At 48.3% G+C, this 15697-nt stretch carries 15 protein-coding genes and 2 tRNA genes; 8 read left to right on the top strand and 9 right to left on the bottom strand.

Annotation, left to right across the window (positions count from 1 at the left end; all coding sequences use genetic code 11):
- Positions 1 to 432: 432 nt before the first annotated feature.
- On the bottom strand, positions 433 to 1254 hold the full coding sequence (locus KS4_RS05645) for a queuosine precursor transporter (protein WP_145075810.1): 822 nt from the start codon (positions 1252 to 1254) through the stop codon (positions 433 to 435).
- Positions 1255 to 1544: 290 nt separating this feature from the next.
- Between KS4_RS05645 and KS4_RS05640 the strand changes: the two genes are divergently transcribed.
- The 4 genes from KS4_RS05640 to KS4_RS05625 all read left to right on the top strand — a co-directional run bounded on the left by KS4_RS05640 (position 1545) and on the right by KS4_RS05625 (position 5789).
- Positions 1545 to 2243, top strand: coding sequence for a hypothetical protein (locus tag KS4_RS05640; RefSeq protein WP_145075807.1), 699 nt, complete (start codon positions 1545 to 1547; stop codon positions 2241 to 2243).
- A 492-nt stretch (positions 2244 to 2735) separates the two neighbouring features.
- Complete coding sequence (locus KS4_RS05635; RefSeq protein WP_145075804.1) at positions 2736 to 3134, top strand: Minf_1886 family protein; 399 nt, start codon at positions 2736 to 2738, stop codon at positions 3132 to 3134.
- 281 nt (positions 3135 to 3415) lie between these two features.
- Positions 3416 to 4786: an AI-2E family transporter gene (locus KS4_RS05630; RefSeq protein ID WP_145075801.1), complete on the top strand. Its 1371-nt coding sequence runs from the start codon at positions 3416 to 3418 to the stop codon at positions 4784 to 4786.
- 37 nt (positions 4787 to 4823) lie between these two features.
- Positions 4824 to 5789: a hypothetical protein gene (locus KS4_RS05625; RefSeq protein ID WP_145075798.1), complete on the top strand. Its 966-nt coding sequence runs from the start codon at positions 4824 to 4826 to the stop codon at positions 5787 to 5789.
- A gap of 71 nt (positions 5790 to 5860) precedes the next feature.
- On the opposite strand, the gene KS4_RS05620 is transcribed toward KS4_RS05625, so the two are convergent.
- The 3 genes from KS4_RS05620 to KS4_RS05610 form a co-directional block, all read right to left on the bottom strand.
- The gene (locus KS4_RS05620; RefSeq protein WP_145075795.1) at positions 5861 to 6511 is read right to left on the bottom strand and encodes a hypothetical protein; all 651 of its coding nucleotides are present in this window, start codon (positions 6509 to 6511) and stop codon (positions 5861 to 5863) included.
- A gap of 278 nt (positions 6512 to 6789) precedes the next feature.
- Entirely contained in the window at positions 6790 to 7404 is a 615-nt protein-coding gene (locus tag KS4_RS05615; RefSeq protein ID WP_145075793.1) for a thermonuclease family protein, read from the bottom strand.
- Positions 7405 to 7510: 106 nt separating this feature from the next.
- Positions 7511 to 7858 carry a hypothetical protein gene (locus tag KS4_RS05610; protein WP_145075790.1) on the bottom strand — a complete coding sequence of 116 codons (348 nt, stop codon included), beginning with the start codon at positions 7856 to 7858 and terminating at the stop codon, positions 7511 to 7513.
- Between the two features lie 267 nt (positions 7859 to 8125).
- On the opposite strand from KS4_RS05610, the gene queA reads away from it, so the two are divergent.
- Both queA and tatC read left to right on the top strand, forming a co-directional pair.
- Positions 8126 to 9256 (top strand): tRNA preQ1(34) S-adenosylmethionine ribosyltransferase-isomerase QueA, encoded by a 1131-nt coding sequence (gene queA / locus KS4_RS05605; protein WP_145075787.1) that lies wholly within the window; start codon positions 8126 to 8128, stop codon positions 9254 to 9256.
- A gap of 184 nt (positions 9257 to 9440) precedes the next feature.
- Positions 9441 to 10514, top strand: a complete 1074-nt coding sequence (gene tatC / locus KS4_RS05600; RefSeq protein ID WP_145075784.1) for a twin-arginine translocase subunit TatC — start codon at positions 9441 to 9443, stop codon at positions 10512 to 10514.
- A 19-nt stretch (positions 10515 to 10533) separates the two neighbouring features.
- Here the strand turns inward: tatC and KS4_RS05595 are convergent, their stop codons facing one another.
- Positions 10534 to 11607, bottom strand: coding sequence for a DUF6714 family protein (locus KS4_RS05595; RefSeq protein ID WP_145075781.1), 1074 nt, complete (start codon positions 11605 to 11607; stop codon positions 10534 to 10536).
- Between the two features lie 23 nt (positions 11608 to 11630).
- Positions 11631 to 12383 (bottom strand): tRNA pseudouridine(55) synthase TruB, encoded by a 753-nt coding sequence (gene truB / locus KS4_RS05590; protein WP_145075779.1) that lies wholly within the window; start codon positions 12381 to 12383, stop codon positions 11631 to 11633.
- 87 nt (positions 12384 to 12470) lie between these two features.
- On the opposite strand from truB, the gene KS4_RS05585 reads away from it, so the two are divergent.
- Positions 12471 to 12557 (top strand) — tRNA-Ser (locus KS4_RS05585).
- Positions 12558 to 12686: 129 nt separating this feature from the next.
- Here KS4_RS05585 and KS4_RS05580 read toward each other — a convergent pair.
- Positions 12687 to 12770 (bottom strand) — tRNA-Leu (locus KS4_RS05580).
- Positions 12771 to 12924: 154 nt separating this feature from the next.
- On the opposite strand from KS4_RS05580, the gene hscB reads away from it, so the two are divergent.
- Positions 12925 to 13449 carry a Fe-S protein assembly co-chaperone HscB gene (gene hscB, locus KS4_RS05575; protein WP_145075776.1) on the top strand — a complete coding sequence of 175 codons (525 nt, stop codon included), beginning with the start codon at positions 12925 to 12927 and terminating at the stop codon, positions 13447 to 13449.
- A gap of 2 nt (positions 13450 to 13451) precedes the next feature.
- Here the strand turns inward: hscB and KS4_RS05570 are convergent, their stop codons facing one another.
- Together KS4_RS05570 and KS4_RS05565 are read right to left on the bottom strand one after the other, a co-directional pair.
- Complete coding sequence (locus KS4_RS05570; protein WP_200761610.1) at positions 13452 to 13925, bottom strand: protein-tyrosine phosphatase family protein; 474 nt, start codon at positions 13923 to 13925, stop codon at positions 13452 to 13454.
- Between the two features lie 273 nt (positions 13926 to 14198).
- A complete protein-coding gene (locus KS4_RS05565) occupies positions 14199 to 15224 on the bottom strand; it encodes an endonuclease/exonuclease/phosphatase family protein (protein ID WP_145075770.1) in 1026 nt (341 codons plus the stop codon).
- Between the last annotated feature and the right edge of the window lie 473 nt (positions 15225 to 15697).

Genomic DNA, 15697 nt, shown 5'->3' with positions numbered 1-15697 from the left:
TTGCCTGAAAAGTTTTTTCTCACCCAATACGATTGCCCACCTCCCCAAAGCAATCGCCGTGAACAATCCCAGTCGACAGCATGCATCATACCGATGTGCGCATGTTTTGCTCAGTAACCGTGCAACGCGGCGCACACAATCTTTTCAAAACGCGAAAAGTTGACCCTTTTCTCACCAAAATTTGAGATTCTTGGATGGCTACTGACCAAAGTTTGTACATCACAGACCATTTTCTCAGTATTGACACATCTCACGAGATCAGAACTTAATCTCCAACATTCAATACACTTACAGCAAATCGAAGCGATTTTGTGCGCATTTCCATGTTCAAACACATCTCACATCTGTGCGCCAATTTGCCTCATTTTCATAAGCAAACCCCCTGCTTCACCTAAACATTGCCCGTCTTATTCATCTCGCGTCCGATTCAAATTAATCATCAAGTTCGCCGTGTTCGTGCATGTGGGTCGGGTCGATGCGCAGGTAATCTTTCAGCACATAAACCGCTCCATAAATGATGGGCGTATCCACCAACGCAGCCACCATCTTGAACACATAACCCGCAGCAATATAACCCACCAACAATTGGAACCAAACGCTTGTCCCGTCAGGGATCGGCAAACTCGGTTCGGTGAAGTAATACGTGATGAGAATCACCGCGACCGTGTCAACGATTTGACTGATGAGTGTTGACCCGTTGTTACGTAACCAGAGGTGTTTGCCTTTGGTGAGGTTTTTCCAGAAGTGAAAAAGCCAAACATCGCAAAGTTGTGCTGCGAGGTAGGCGATCATGGATGCGCCCACGGCGCCGAATGCGAGCGCTTTAAGTTCAAAGTAAAGCGGCTTGCGGCCGGCAGCGTCAACAACAAGCCTGCCGGTTTCGGCGTCGATGGCTTCCCAGCCGGGAAGAACACCGCCGAGCCAGAGAATGAAAACGACCCAAGCGTTGAGGAGCAGGCCGATGAGAACGACAAAATTGGCGCGACGTTTTCCGTAGAATTCGCTGATCAGGTCGGTGCACATAAAAGTCATGGGGTAAGGAAGCACACCTACTGCGACAGCAAAAACCAGCGACCATGTGTCGTCTCCCTCGCCGAGATTCAATTCATAGAATTTGATAAAGCGTGTGATGCCGAGGATATTCAGCATGGTGAGCGTGCCGAGGAACAGGCCGGCCATGATGAGGAAAACACGTTCGCGTCGTTCCCGCAATACAGCTGGATCGATGGCGGGTAGATGATCGAAATTGCTCATGAGATGATTCTCGCGTTTATGTTTGAAAGCGTTTGGGTTGGCTTCACACATTGAGCAGTGTGTCGTTATGCACAGCGTTAGACTGTGCATAAACGTACTGTTAATGATTCAATGCGGGAAACGCGACAATTAACGCTGTTCTTCTCCAAGTGCCAGGCTGTTGCTCTCCCAAACAACGTCGCATTTTCCTGACAAATCCTACCTTAGCATTGCAGACCTCTGGTGCAACCTTTGATACAATCATCTCAGCAAATCATGTTTCATTTGTTTTTTACTGCAAGGACAGCGACATGTCATTGAATCCCAATCGATCACGTATATATGATGGCGACGGCGACATTCTCATGGAAGATCAGAAGCTGCATGAGCGTCTGGTCATTTTGCCGAACACGAAATCCGAACCCAATGCGATGAAGAATCAGAAGATTCGGTTGCTATGGGGACAGAATCTGCTGGATGATTTGCTGTCGGGCCGGTATCACTCATTGGTTTGTGCGGTGAATACAGAAGATAACTCGCATGGGATTATCGCGCAGTTGGCGCATTTGCTGCCGACTTCGCAGTGGGATGCACAGTCGATTACGGAGTACGCGAGCTGGTTTGCACATCGCGAATCGCTGTCGGTGATTAAGTTTGATATGGATGCGGTGGAGGTTTTGGGACTGCTGCGGCCGAAGAATCATGAACACCTGACGCTGTCGGATCTGCGGTATGGTTTCAGGTTTGTCTCAGAGATGATCAAGCAAAAGCCGATTCGCCGACCTGTGGCTTCTGTATCGTTCCTTGGCGCGAAGGCGAACAAGTTGATTGATATTGATAATCCGAATTCAGAGCCGTCCTTTGAGACGGTGCTTCGAATCATGCATGAGTCGGGATTCAGCGGTGATGTTTATCCGTCGCCTTGGATGTGGCAGTCGGCGCCGACGGCGGTTTATCCGACGTATCCGTTCCCAGATTCGCTGGATGACATGCGGATGGGCGGATCTTAAATAGTGCTAGTGGCTAGTGCTAGTGTGAGGCAAGACGCAAGCGATAGCTTTTAGTTCGGTCTGGGAGGGGGGATCGGAGGGGGTGGAGAGATTAGGGGGGGGATGATGGGGCGATAACTAGCCAATAAATGGGAAGCAGCGAGTTTCGCTGCTTTTTTTATTGGTCGTAGGGCCGAATTACCGAAAATTTGTTATGAGTCGCAAGTCATGTATTTGCTACGGATTGTGAGCAATGACGGGGGAAAGGATGAGGGACATGTTTGGCGGGAGACTATTTTCCCTATAAATTCCCTCATGTGACTTTTAAAATTTGGGTTATACTGTCGCGCAGATGGCAGTTGTCACTAACTGAACTAAATACATTCAGGTGTGATAATTAAAGCGAGACGATGCTTGCCTTACGCGAGCATAGGGTATAATACTTAGTAGATCAGTGATTGCCTGTGGTCTGGGCAACATGATATGAGTGGTTACTTCAAGTAGGTAAATGTGATGGCAGCTAAAGATTTATTAGCCATAGCACGTGAGTCAAGATACGCCCTTGATGCGTTCGTCTTCGTTCAGCGAGGACTGGAGCACACGGTGCGTGAGATCCATGGTGCGCTTGCTGCGGAAGAACCTGATCTTTCCCATGAAGAGATTGAGTCTCGGCATGTGTCGGGTTCAGATCTGTGTCTTGGGCTGCGTGATTACGCGATTGCGGAGTATGGGCTGATGGCACGTACAGTGCTTAAACACTGGTACATCACATCCTGTGAAGATTTTGGGAACATTGTCTTTGAGATGATTGATGCGGGCCTCATGCACAAGACGGATGAAGATTGTCTTGAAGACTTTATCGATACCTTCGACTTCCGTGATGCATTCACCCCAGAACTCCAACTCTCCTAGGAAGTTGGTGGTGAAGTGATGAGGCCGATGATGTCTTCTTGCCTCAGTTGGTGCTAATGGGTAAATGTTGGATGAAATAATGAATGACAAGGCTGCTCTTCAGGGCAGCTTTTTTTTGTGCGCGGATATTGTGCTGTGCAAAGATGAGATTCGTGGTGATGTTATTGTTAATGTTGCGACACGATGATAAGGGGGAATTGATACAATGGGCGGGTCAGTTTCGGGGGAGGTGAAAGGGTTGGGGATGGGTATGCATTTCATGAAGGGCATTGGAGCGCAAGATGAGCGAAGACAAATCTGGGCATGGGAATGAGAAGTCGGGCGAGGGTAAGAGCAAGAATATTCATTCGACGCCGCGGATTGCGGTGTGGCGGCGGTTATGGTTTCAGGTTTTGATTGGAACACTGGTTGGTTTGACGGTGCTGACAATTGTGCTGCCGCCGCTGTTTGGGTTATTGAATCTGGTGAGCGGGGTACTGATTCCGTTGGCGATCGCGTTTACGCTGGCGTATATCGTGAATCCGCTGGTGACGATTTTGGAAAGGCGAGTGAAGATATCGCGGCCGATTAGCGCGGTGGGGCTGATGTCGCTGGTAGCAATCTCTATCTTGGCATTAGTTGTATATGTGGTTCCGCCGCTGGTTTCGCAATCGGTTAAGCTGATCAATTCAGCGCCAGCTTACTACGAGACAGTTGAGAAGAAAATCAATGAGATCTCGTCGAATCGATCGTTTGATTTACGAGAGATGATCTTGGGATATTTTGATGGGGCTGATGAAAGTGAGGGTGATGGCGGGCAAGCGGTCATCACGGATGGGCAAAGCGGAACAGGGCAAGATGAATTACAGGGCGAACAGGCGGCGAGAGAAGGGACGGCGTCATCGGCTGGAGATAAGGGTGAGAAGAAGGGTGGTGGAATTTCTTCTGACTTGCTGAGCACGATCACAAAATCTGCGACAAAATTTCTGACGACTTCGTTTGGTGCGATTGCGTCGACGCTGGGGTTTGCATCCTATCTGGCGCTTAGTTTGGGTATTATTGCTTTTGCGTTTTTCTTTTTCACCTGGAAGTTTCAGGCGATGTTGGAATGGTTTGAGCCGTTTATCCCGGCGAGTTATCAAGCGCAGACGTATGAGATGCTGAAGAAGATGGACGCTTCGATTGCAGCATTTATCCGGGGGCGCTTGATTCAGATGTCGGTCATTACAGTCGTGTTGGCGGTGGGCTGGTCGGTGAGCGGCGTGCCGTTCTGGTTGTTGTTGGCGATCATTGGCGGGGTTTTGAACTTGATTCCATATGCACCGGTATTGATCTGGCCGGCGGTTATTTCGGTGACGTACATCACGGCATTGTCGGGTGACGCACCGGGGTTATTGACGGATGCGGGAACGTTGAATTACGTTGCGGTGTTTGTGTGGCCATCGGTTGTGTATTTTGTGGCACAGTCGTTGGATGGTTGGGTGGTGGAACCTTTGGTACAAGGGAAGGCAACCAATCTGGACCCGCTTACGGTGATGATTGTAGTATTGCTTGGTGCGGCGATCTTGGGGATTTTGGGGATGTTGATCGCAATCCCGGTAGCGGCGTGCGTGAAAATTGTGTCATCGGAGATCTTGCTGCCGAAGCTGAGAGAGATCGCGAAGGAAAATTAATCTTTGGATTTTAGCGGGTGGGATTAGAATGGTGGGTATGAAGAAGCCTGCCAGAGATATTATGCGCGGATGTTTGATTGGATGTTTAGGGTTGGGTGTGCTTTTGGTTTGGCCGGGGACGAGCGGGGGGCAGGATATTAGGGATGCGGTACAGAAGGTGCGCTCAGAGCGAATGCGTGCGAAAGCAAAAAAGGGGAAGGTGAGTACATCAGTTCGAGCAAGGTTGGAGCAGGTGCTGACAGATGTGGTTTATGAGGATGTACGTGGTGAGGAAGTGCTGCGTGATTGGTCGGCGAAGACAGGTATTAAGCTGATTATGAAATGGGATCGGCTTGAAGATGATGGTGTGGGTTTGGTGGATCGCGATCAGCGGATCACGATGCGGTTCAAAGCGATCAAGGCGGGGAAGTTGTTGGATTTTATTTTGCGGCAGATTTCGCCTGAAGAGAAGTTGATCCGAAATGATACGGATTATTACGTGGCGATCTTGACGAAGCGACAAGCGAATAAGCGGCGGGTGCTGAGGACGTATCATATTGGTGAGTTAGTGATGACAGTGCCATCGTTTAAGAATGCGCCGTCGTTTGATTTGAATGATGCGTTATCTAATACATCAAGCGGGGGAAGCGGTGGGAATCGTGGGAAATTATTTGATGATGATCGAGAGGGGGAAAGGGCGAAGAGCAAATCAGAACGTGGCAATGAAATTGTCGAATTGATTATGAGAACGGTTGAGCCGGGGATATGGGATGCGAATGGTGGACAGTCGTCGGTGCGATATTTCAAGGGGAATTTAGTGGTTAATGCGCCAGCATATGTGCATGAGCAAATTGGGATTGCGTCGACACGCGGGCCTGTGGTGAGCCGAGTTGGGAAAAGCGGCGGGCGAGGTGTGACAATGTCATCCGGAGTGAAGCACACACGGGTTAAGATGCGGAAGGTGCAGGTGAGCGGGGTAGAGAAGAAGCCGATTGAGAAGACGAGTTCGGTGAATAAGGAATAGTGTTGAATGGAATAATTGCGCAAGAAAAAAGGCCGCGATTTGCGGCCTTTTTGTTAATGTCTATTTAGCTGTTAGGCGATCTCATCCATTTCTTCATCGTCATCACCTGATTCATTGTCGGGGATCAGGTTGGTGTTTTGCTTAACGAGTTCGTAGATCTCCACAGTCTCTTCGCGATCGAATTTCCAATCGTCGAGGGTCACCACACCCTTGCTTGTAGGTGTGTCGAAGTGAACGACGGCAATGCCTTTGGATTCCCAACGAGAGATATCGACGGAAGTAATGCTGTCCCATGCAATACTTTCGAATTTTTTAGTTGTAAGGCCTGTCTCTTTGTCGGCTTTGACGTATGCGCCGCCGATGGAGATGAAGTAAGCTGCGGCGGCGAAGCCGAGGAGACCTGTGATGCCTGCCATGACGAACTGCGTGTTGATGTCCATCTGGGTTTTTTCTTCGGGCTGGGTAACGCTGTCGATGACGATGCCGTCTTCGGCTTTAAACTGATCGATTCGCTTGCGCCAATCAGAGAGGTAGTTTTCGTTTTCGAGGTTGCCCTGCCCTTGGGGATAGCGGATTTGGATGTAGGTATCGTAGATGCGTTTTTGTTGTGGGTATGAGAAGAAGCCGTCGTTTAGGCACCAGGCCATGAAGCCGAGCAGGACAAGGGCGATGATGCCATAGCGGGTGCGGTAACTGGATCGGATGTTGGCGGTAACGGGCATCGGATTTCCTAATTTATGCATAGACGACAAGAGATGTCGTCAACTGTGATTATTCGCTAAGCGGCAACATGGCAGCACCTTGGTAGGCTAAGCCAAATGGCCATAACTTCTATGTTCTTCGATTGTTATGCCTATGCATTGTCTGCGCAACGCACAGAATTTCAAGTGCGAGCCCCGGATTCAAACAGAGAAAGAGCGGAAATTTGCGCAAAAATGATGCTAACAGGTATTGGTTGCCCATCTTCACGGGCTGATATGGATTTATAGCGTGTACAGGATTAATCGCTGGACCATAAACCACGTTTTTCTTTTTGAGCGCCAAGCTGGAGTTGTTGGTAGCGATGGAGATGCTCATGATCCCACCGGTCATCTGCAGTGGCGAGGCCTTGAGACAGGAGGTGCTCATTTAGTACGGTTTTGTCTTTTAGGATGACGTAAGCGAGAAGACGGCCAAAGCGTCCGCGGAGACGGAAAGGTTGCGTACGGATGGTGATAGGTTGGTTCATACACAGTTGAGTGGTGAGATGTGTGGCTTGATCTGCATAAGGCTCGGCTTGCTGGATGATGATATTGTTGCGACGTTTTTCAGTTTCTGGTGTATCAATGCCCCAGAAGCGGAGGCGTTCAACGACGGGCTGGTTTTGTTTGTTTTTAATGTGATCAAAACGGATGTCGATGGTGTCGCCGTCAATGATTTTGATAACGGTGCCTGTGGCGCCGTCCCATTTGGATGATCGATCGGGTTGGTAGAGGAGATAACCTTGGTGATCGAGGTATGAGAGCGCTGCAATGATGACAAACGAAAGTATGAGGATAAGGTTGCGGCGATAACGGCGTTTGCGCATATAGGCGTTGAAGGTGATGCTGGATGTATTGGGTTGCCCACGTTTCATAGTGATGATGCTGCTTGAGTCATTTGAGGACTCATTTTAACGTGAGCTTACATTGAAAGACATGAAGATTATGAGGCAGATGGTGAACAGCGGTCAGATAAGAAGGTTATGCGAAGATATCGAGGAGGTTGCCGAGTGTTGCGCCGTAGCCGCCGAGAGAGGTGGGAATGTTTGCGACGCCGGCTTTGACGGAATCGGTGGGGATAACTGGGTAGCCTTCATCGGAGGGGCCGATTTTGTTGTCAGTACCGCAAGCGGGGTGCGTGCTCGCGTCAAGTTCGATGCGAACGACGCTGAGCTGAGCGCTGTCATGGCGCACAAAACCTTCATCCCACGAGTTTTCATCGGGATTGAGATTATGGAGCTGGCCACGGTCATCAAATTTAGCGACAGGGCTGTATTTGCTGGATGCAGGGGATGAGGGGAGATTGTGGGGCGTTGGTTCGATCTTCATGTGAAGGGGAGATGCAGGAAGTGTGCCGAGCTTGGGGGCAACAAATTATCTGGTTTAAGTTGTTTCTTCATAATGGTTTGAGACAGTCCCGAAGAATGCGACACGATGCGGATTAGAATGAATGTTGCTTGGAAACAACACGTGGTTAGCGGGGGTGTTGCTATTCGCTGACAGATGGGCGATTCGCTATGATGATTCGCCCGGTGAGGTGGGGAGACGAGATACGGTAAGACTAGAAAAAGGGGGAAGAGTAAGACGGGAATTTGCATGCGTACTGATGATTTGCATTTTGATTTGCCGGATGAATTGATTGCGACGCAGGCGGCTGAGCCGCGGGATGCGGCGAAGCTGATGGTGTGTGATCGTGCGAGCGGAAAAGTGGAGCATCTACGGGTGCGTGATCTGGCCGATTTGGGTGTGTTTGGTGCAGGGGATTTGATGCTGGTGAATCAGTCGCGTGTGATTCAGGCGTGGTGGCATGGCGTGAGAAAAGGGACGGGCGGGAAAGTGAGAGGGCTGTATTTGCAGCCTGCGGCGGATGGTGTGAATTGGCTGACTTTGATTGAGACGCGAGGGAAGTTGCAGCCGAACGAGGAGATCGTGCTGGCAGAGGATGCGTCGCTGAGATTAGTGAAACGTACGACGATGGCGGGGGAATGGGAGGCGGAGTTGCTGTCGGCGAGATCGACGGAGGAGGTGCTGGAGCGGCTGGGTTCGACGCCGCTGCCGCCGTATATTCGGAAAGCGCGGAAGCATCATGATGAGGCGGAAGTGACGGATTACGATAAGACGCGATACAACACGGTGTATGCGGATCGTGCAACGTCGGTGGCTGCGCCGACGGCTGGGCTGCATTTTACGCCGGAATTGCTTGGGAAGTTGGAGCAGCAGGGGATGATTCGGAAGGCGGTGACGCTGGATATTGGTTTGGGGACATTTGCGCCGGTGCGTGTGGGCGATCTGAAGGATCATGAGATTCACACGGAGACGTTTTCGATCCATCAGGATACGTTGATGGCGATAAAGAATGCGAAGGCACGGGGAAATAAATGTTTTGTGGTGGGGACGACGACGGTGCGAGCGATTGAATCGTTGCCCCCGGAATTCCCGATGCAGATGATGGGATTAGATGAGATGGGGAATGGGGGGGATAGGGGGGATGATGCGGGGGGGATTTACAGGACGGCGACGAAGCTGTTTATCACGCCGGATAGCGGGTTTGAGTTTCGGTTTACGGATGTGCTGATGACGAATTTTCATTTACCATCATCGACGTTGCTGGCATTGGTGGCATCGTTGCCGGGGGTTGGTCTGGAGCGGCTACTGGAGTGGTATGCGATTGCGATCAGCAAGGGATACCGGTTTTATTCATATGGCGATGCGATGCTTATTTTTTAGGTCGTATTTTTTAGGTCGTATCAATTTTCTTGCATGCCCGTCCTTGAGCCTGCGCGCAAATGGTATTCATGTTTAATCACATTGGGGAATGTAGGAAGAGGTATGGGGATGCGGAGGTGGGGGAGGTGAGGGGAAGGGATGCGTATTACTTTCGCTTCTATGACGAGGCGATTACAATTTGCTCATGCCATTAGATCAAAATCCAGAGCCAAAGTCACCGATTGAACAGCGAACGGAAGATATGCGGATGACATTTGGAGAGCATCTTGAAGAGTTGCGATCCTGTATTATTCGTGCGCTTTTGGGTTTGGTAGTGGCGTTGATTGGGACGTTGTACTTTGGGCAGGATATCGTGGCGTTGTTGACGTCACCTTTAAATCAGGTGCAGGCGGCGCTGGGGTATCCGCCGCAGGCGATTGTGACGGATCCGACGGGCGGGTTTGTTTCGACGTATTTGAAGGTATCGATTATTTCTGCATTGATTATTGCTTCGCCTTGGATTGTGTATCAGCTGTGGCGATTCACGTCGGAGGGGCTCTATGAGAATGAGAAGAAGTTTGTTTATATTCTGGCGCCGTTCTCGACGGTGATGACGGCGCTGGGGTTGGCGTTTACATATTTCATATTGCTGCCGGTGTGTTTGATTTTCTTTTTGTCATTCTTGAGTACGTATCCAAAGATCAATACGAGTTACTCGAACCCACTGATCTCAGTGTTTATTAAGACAACAGCGGTTGCGGGATCGACAGATCAATCTGGGAATGATGAGTCTAATATTCAGTTAGATACGAATGCGGTGACGTACCCGACGATCCCGGTGGTATTGGAAGACCCAAAGAATCCGCCGACTGGTGCGGAGTGGTATAACGCAACCGAACGTCGAAGAAAATTGTGGACAGGATCGCGGCTTGAAGCGACAACCTATTTCTCAAACGATCGAATTATCAATCCGCTTTATGACGTGAATGATTACATCTCGTTTACATCTTTGCTGACGTTTGGTGCGTGCGTGGGGTTCCAGTTGCCGGTGGTGATGCTGCTGGTGGGGTATACACATCTGGTTGATCCGACACGGATTGCGTCGGTGCGAAAGTATGCGTTTTTCGCTTGTTTCGCAGCGGGCGCGATTTTAACGCCTGCAGATATTTTTAGTATGTTGCTGCTGGCGATTCCGCTTTACGGGCTGTTTGAGTTTGGTTTATTGCTGATGAAGATGGTTGATTCGCCGCCTGAGAACGAGGCGGATTTGCCGGAGTGAAAACAGATGCAAGTGACATTCACACTTCATTCTGAATAAACTGAAACCAATAATTCTCTAATGCGTTACTCACTTCTTCTTGCATATCACCCTGCCAATTGTTGGCCAGAGTATATTGCCAAAGGAATAGGGCAACGACTCTTTTTTGTTTATCGTCTAATATATCGACTCGATCCGATGTTAAAAAACTGGGGTGCTGTTTATAATGCGAAATATTTTCTAACGCATAAATTAACCACTCTTCATGAATACATCTATGAGGATCGGTAATAATAGCTGACATACACGCGGGCAAGTAAAACCTAAAACCCTTTGGATCAAGAAAAGACCAAATGCTTGAAAAAGCATGAAATCTTTCCAATGGGATATCCCACCAAAATTCCTCCGGATCATTCTTTCGTAGAGTCTTAAACTGCTCTTTCGTCAGCCCGACACCACCTTCAGTATCAGCCTGATGTATCGTTTCACCATCCTCTAGACGAACTTTATCAAAAGCAGCACGGATTTCTTTTAACAACCACGGCTCGGCAAACTTGTGATTTTTTGTATCACCATCACCATATTCTTTATCCCCTTGAAAGTCTGTTTCATTATCACACCAGCTAAGAAATCGATCCCAATAATTGACTAATGCGTTTTTTGCCTGATCACAATCTTGCCAATTATTCAACTCACAATATTGCCAAAGAAACATGGCAATACACCTAGATTGTAGTTCATTAAACGTGGCGTGATATGATTGATAATAATCATCAGAATCTAGAATATACATCATTGAATCTATTGCATTGTCACTATCATGACGGTGAGCATGTTTGAGATAGTAGGTCATAAATGCTGGCAGATAATAGCGGTAGCCTTTAATATCAAAAAACGGCCAGCCCCAATTTTGCTTTTCGATATTTTCAATTGACACGTCCCACCAACGTGTGTCAGTGTCATTTGCCTTAGCTTTTGCCATTAATTCTTCGTCATCTTGTAAATAATCATCTACAACATCGGTTTGATGAAGCGAAATGCCGTCACCTAGAAGGATGTGCTTAAATTCTTGTCGGATCTGATCAATAAGCCATTGTGTATCGATCTTGTTCATAATCGTTCTCCGAAAAATGCTGATTACTCTTTGATTGCTTCCATCAAATCTCTCTGCTCTACCGGCTGATCGAAGCGCTGAATAGAGACGGCGTCTTGGACGTTGTATGGGCCGACTTGTGTGCGGCGGAGAGCGGTAAGGTAGCCGCCAGTGCCTAAGTGTTTGCCGAGGTCGCGGGCGATGGAGCGGATGTAGGTGCCTTTGCCACAGTCGATGGTGAGTTGAAGGTGAGGGAAGGCATACTGATTGATGGTGATGTTGTAGATCTGAACGGGGCGGGGTTTGAGTTCAACATCTTGACCAGAACGGGCAAGCTTGTAGGCGCGCTGGCCATTGATATGGATGGCGGAATAAGCGGGTGGGGTTTGCTGAATAATGCCAGCAAAGTGGGTGTCGAGAGCCGACTGGATATCGGCTTGCGTGGGGGGCTGGGTAATGATGACAGGCTCGGGATCGCCTTCAGCGTCGTCGGTGATGGTGAAGGCAGATAGGTCGATGTCAGCGATGTAGGTTTTAGGCTGACCCATGATTTGGGAGACGGATTTGGTGGCTTTGCCGATGCAGACGATGACAAGGCCGGTGGCGAGGGGGTCGAGGGTGCCGCAGTGACCGACGCGGGCCCATTTTTCTTTGAGTCGGCCGTTCTTGCCCTGGACGACGATGCGAGGGACGGCGCGGCGGACTTTGCGACAGATGTCCATGGAGGAGAGACCGAGTGGCTTGTCGACAAGAATGATGCCACTAATACCTCTTTTGATGCCGTTTTGGTTATTCACAGCGTGGGGTTCCTGGGGGCTAGCCTTTACAAATCACGTAAAAACAATAGGATATCTGATCTGAAATCGCTTCGCGATATCCACACAGGAGAGGTGGCTGAGCGGTTTAAGGCGCACGATTGGAATTCGTGTGGGGGAGCAATCCCCTCGAGGGTTCGAATCCCTCCCTCTCCGCTTGAAAGAAACGACGGCTGCTTGGTCGTCGTTTTTTCGTGCGCGTGTGGGGCCGTCATATCTGACTGAATTGACTGGCTGGGAAGAGACGAAAGAAAAACGACCCGATCGTGAGACGGGGTCGTTGAATGCGGGTGATAGGACTCGAACCTACACGGTATTTCTACCACCAGAACCTAAATCTGGCGCGTCTGCCAGTTTCGCCACACCCGCGTGGTGTTGGTATGCACAGGCAGTTTTGTGCCGGGCAATTATACTGCAAGAATCTGGTTGTCGCCACGCGATCAGGGTTGGGACGTGAGATTTGGGGATGAATTCGCGAACCTGACGGGTTAGATGAGAGGAAAGAACATTAGAGGTAAGATTGATGACTATGAAGCAAGACCCATATGAGCTACTTGGCATTGAGCGAACGTTTGAGATTGACCCAGATCTGCTACAGAAGCGGTATGTGGCATTGTCGGCGCAGCATCATCCGGACAAGTTTGTGGACCCGATCGAGCAGATGGATGCGGCAGAAATGAGTTCTTCAATCAATACGGCATTTCAATCGCTGAAAGATGATGAATTACGGGCGAATGTCTTGCTTGAACTGATGGGTGGGCCGACGAAGGAGCAGGACAAAAGCCTGCCACCGACATTGTTGATGGAAATGATGGAGGTACGAGAAGAGATGGAAGAAGCGGTTGAACAGAAGAACAATGACGTGGTGCAAAAGCTGCGGCAATGGGCGATCGAAGAGCGGGAAGAATATTTGGGAATGCTAGGTCAACTGTTTGCGAAGATCGGGAAAGATCAAGTCACTGAGGAACAAGGTAAGCAAATCCGTCTGCATCTGAATTCCCTGCGTTACATTGAGCGTATGCTTGAACAGACACCTGAAGAGGTTTGAAACTAGATACTTGCGTCGGGGATGTCTTGAAATGGCGATGGCTGTCGCGGCGGGTCGTAACTTTTCCATTTACGGATAAAGTTCATATGCGTGTAGGTTGTGGGTAGTGATTTATAACGTTCGGGAATGTGTTTTTGGATCTCTGCAAGGTGACGAAGTGCTTGTTCAGATGGATACCCGTGCCTAATCAGATAGCATGCAGCAAGCAGGCCGGCATAATTCATTTCCGGTGTTGCGTGTATGTAGACGCGGCCGCGGTTACGACGTTCCTCATCAATCACATCTAAAGCTTGTTTAACAACGCCTATTGAAGCAGTTGAATGATGAGGAAGATCAACAACCATATAACGGATACACTGCTCGCGATGACCCGCTATCTGCTGGAGAATATTCTTATAAGCGTAATGTGAGGTTGGTGCGAGATTGATACCCAATGTGATATCGTGATCAAACAACGCGTTAAAACGCTCGTTCAATTGGTTACGATCAATTGATGGGTCATGACAACCAGCTATAACACTGCCCGGCGCGACCCACCAAGTATTCGGAAGAGAATTTGTCAGTTGTTGCGACACTCGTTGCCCCGTCGCTTTCTAAACATTTCTAATGTATTCGTTGAATAGAATTCAGTAATTATCTTAACAGAGATAATCTTTTTTTAAAACCCCGCTTAATTAAGTACATGGTAATAAAGAAGGCCGCTCATAAAGAACGGCCCTCGTGAAAACAAAAGACTATTAGATCAGGTATTAGATACGTTGACGTCTAATGACCAATCCAATGCTTGGCAGCAACAAGGCTAGCATAGTGCCTGGCTCTGGAATTTCTATTGAATAGTCTGCAATCACAGGCAAATGATCGGAAAAATTGAAAAGAGATTCTGCAACATCGTAAAACGGATGAGAAGGAGAGTAACCTGTGAGGATAGTATTATTAAAGGTATGGGAATCAATGTTGCCGAACGCTCGGTATGAATCCTGAATGTAATCAATACCTTCACCATCAAAAAATTCATCGGTCAGCAGTTGGAAGTCAAAACGATCATCCATGGTATTGGATGGATCTTGCGTGTGTATATCTGAGAACGAGTTATTATCGTGCCAATTGCCGGGACGATTGATTGGGTCGTTTGCCTTGGCATTGCCTGATGAAAGGAAACGCTGATAGGCTGCCTCACTAGAACGATATACGTTAAAATCTCCCGAAAAGATGACATTCGCATCACTACCAAGAGCATCTGCATTGCTGCGGATAACATTCACTTCATCATTGCGGCGACTTCTATCTGAAGAGCTATTTCCAGCTTTTAGGTGCATCGAATACAGATAAAAATCATCATTTGAAACACTGTTGATCGGATCAAAATGAACTCGTGCCACATTGCGTGTCAATTGACTTGAAGTTATTTGAGTTGATGAAAGCAGGTTTAAGGTTTGCGTATTATAGATTACGCCGTTCCATAGGCCTGACTTCCCCTGCGGCGTGATGTATGAACCGTATGTTCCTGACCCATAAACACTGTTAAGTGCGTTCCGAGCTGCAGTAATCGAGCTATTACTTGTTTCCTGCAAGGATAAAACATCGACTGCTCTTGTAATACCATTGTAATTCTGCGAACCGATTGCCTGCATGATGTTTGAGAAATCATTGATCTCTTGCGAACCACTCGGGCCATGAAGCACGTTGTAATTAACGACACGCAGCGTGTCTGTTTGTGCGAATAGAGTAACCTGCAAGCCAAGCATTGTTACAAGCGCAATGACAGCAACTTTCATGATGTGATGCATATTATCTCTCTCTTCCTACGGTTATAGATCTTGAGCGATCTGTTATGTAATAGGCCAATTTATATCGCACAAAGGTCTGCACGCGGGTCACTTTCGTTCAAATTTTCAGTTAATATCACGTCAATACATTGCAAATACATTTCGCCAAATTAGGTAATACAGGCAAAATACGTCATTTCAACACGAATTTTCCAAACCTAAACCAAGCGTACTTAAGTCAAAATATCACGCAATTAAGAAGATTACCCATGTTTTAGCAATATGTCAGTAGAAATCGTATGAAAAAATCTATAGCATGGGCATATATCTATACAAAGATTGAACGAACCAATGACATCCGCGAATCAAGACTATTAAACTACCATTTAAGGGCAAAGCTTGTTACATATCTAAAAAATTCTCACCCAACCAACATGCTGGGCAAGGCCGATATGTAGACAAGTGGATACCGAGGGACAAAG

Source organism: Poriferisphaera corsica, assembly GCF_007747445.1.
GTDB lineage: Bacteria > Planctomycetota > Phycisphaerae > Phycisphaerales > Phycisphaeraceae > Poriferisphaera > Poriferisphaera corsica.
Note: the sequence above shows the minus strand (reverse complement) of the source record. Positions and strands in the feature narration are given on the sequence as shown.

Bases quoted from the DNA above. Each gene is read 5' to 3' on its own strand.
- KS4_RS05645 (WP_145075810.1), bottom strand. From the start codon at position 1,254: ATGAGCAATTTCGATCATCTACCCGCCATCGATCCAGCTGTATTGCGG.
- KS4_RS05640 (WP_145075807.1), top strand. From the start codon at position 1,545: ATGTCATTGAATCCCAATCGATCACGTATATATGATGGCGACGGCGAC.
- KS4_RS05635 (WP_145075804.1), top strand. From the start codon at position 2,736: ATGGCAGCTAAAGATTTATTAGCCATAGCACGTGAGTCAAGATACGCC.
- KS4_RS05630 (WP_145075801.1), top strand. From the start codon at position 3,416: ATGAGCGAAGACAAATCTGGGCATGGGAATGAGAAGTCGGGCGAGGGT.
- KS4_RS05625 (WP_145075798.1), top strand. From the start codon at position 4,824: ATGAAGAAGCCTGCCAGAGATATTATGCGCGGATGTTTGATTGGATGT.
- KS4_RS05620 (WP_145075795.1), bottom strand. From the start codon at position 6,511: ATGCCCGTTACCGCCAACATCCGATCCAGTTACCGCACCCGCTATGGC.
- KS4_RS05615 (WP_145075793.1), bottom strand. From the start codon at position 7,404: ATGAAACGTGGGCAACCCAATACATCCAGCATCACCTTCAACGCCTAT.
- KS4_RS05610 (WP_145075790.1), bottom strand. From the start codon at position 7,858: ATGAAGATCGAACCAACGCCCCACAATCTCCCCTCATCCCCTGCATCC.
- queA (WP_145075787.1), top strand. From the start codon at position 8,126: ATGCGTACTGATGATTTGCATTTTGATTTGCCGGATGAATTGATTGCG.
- tatC (WP_145075784.1), top strand. From the start codon at position 9,441: ATGCCATTAGATCAAAATCCAGAGCCAAAGTCACCGATTGAACAGCGA.
- KS4_RS05595 (WP_145075781.1), bottom strand. From the start codon at position 11,607: ATGAACAAGATCGATACACAATGGCTTATTGATCAGATCCGACAAGAA.
- hscB (WP_145075776.1), top strand. From the start codon at position 12,925: ATGACTATGAAGCAAGACCCATATGAGCTACTTGGCATTGAGCGAACG.
- KS4_RS05565 (WP_145075770.1), bottom strand. From the start codon at position 15,224: ATGAAAGTTGCTGTCATTGCGCTTGTAACAATGCTTGGCTTGCAGGTT.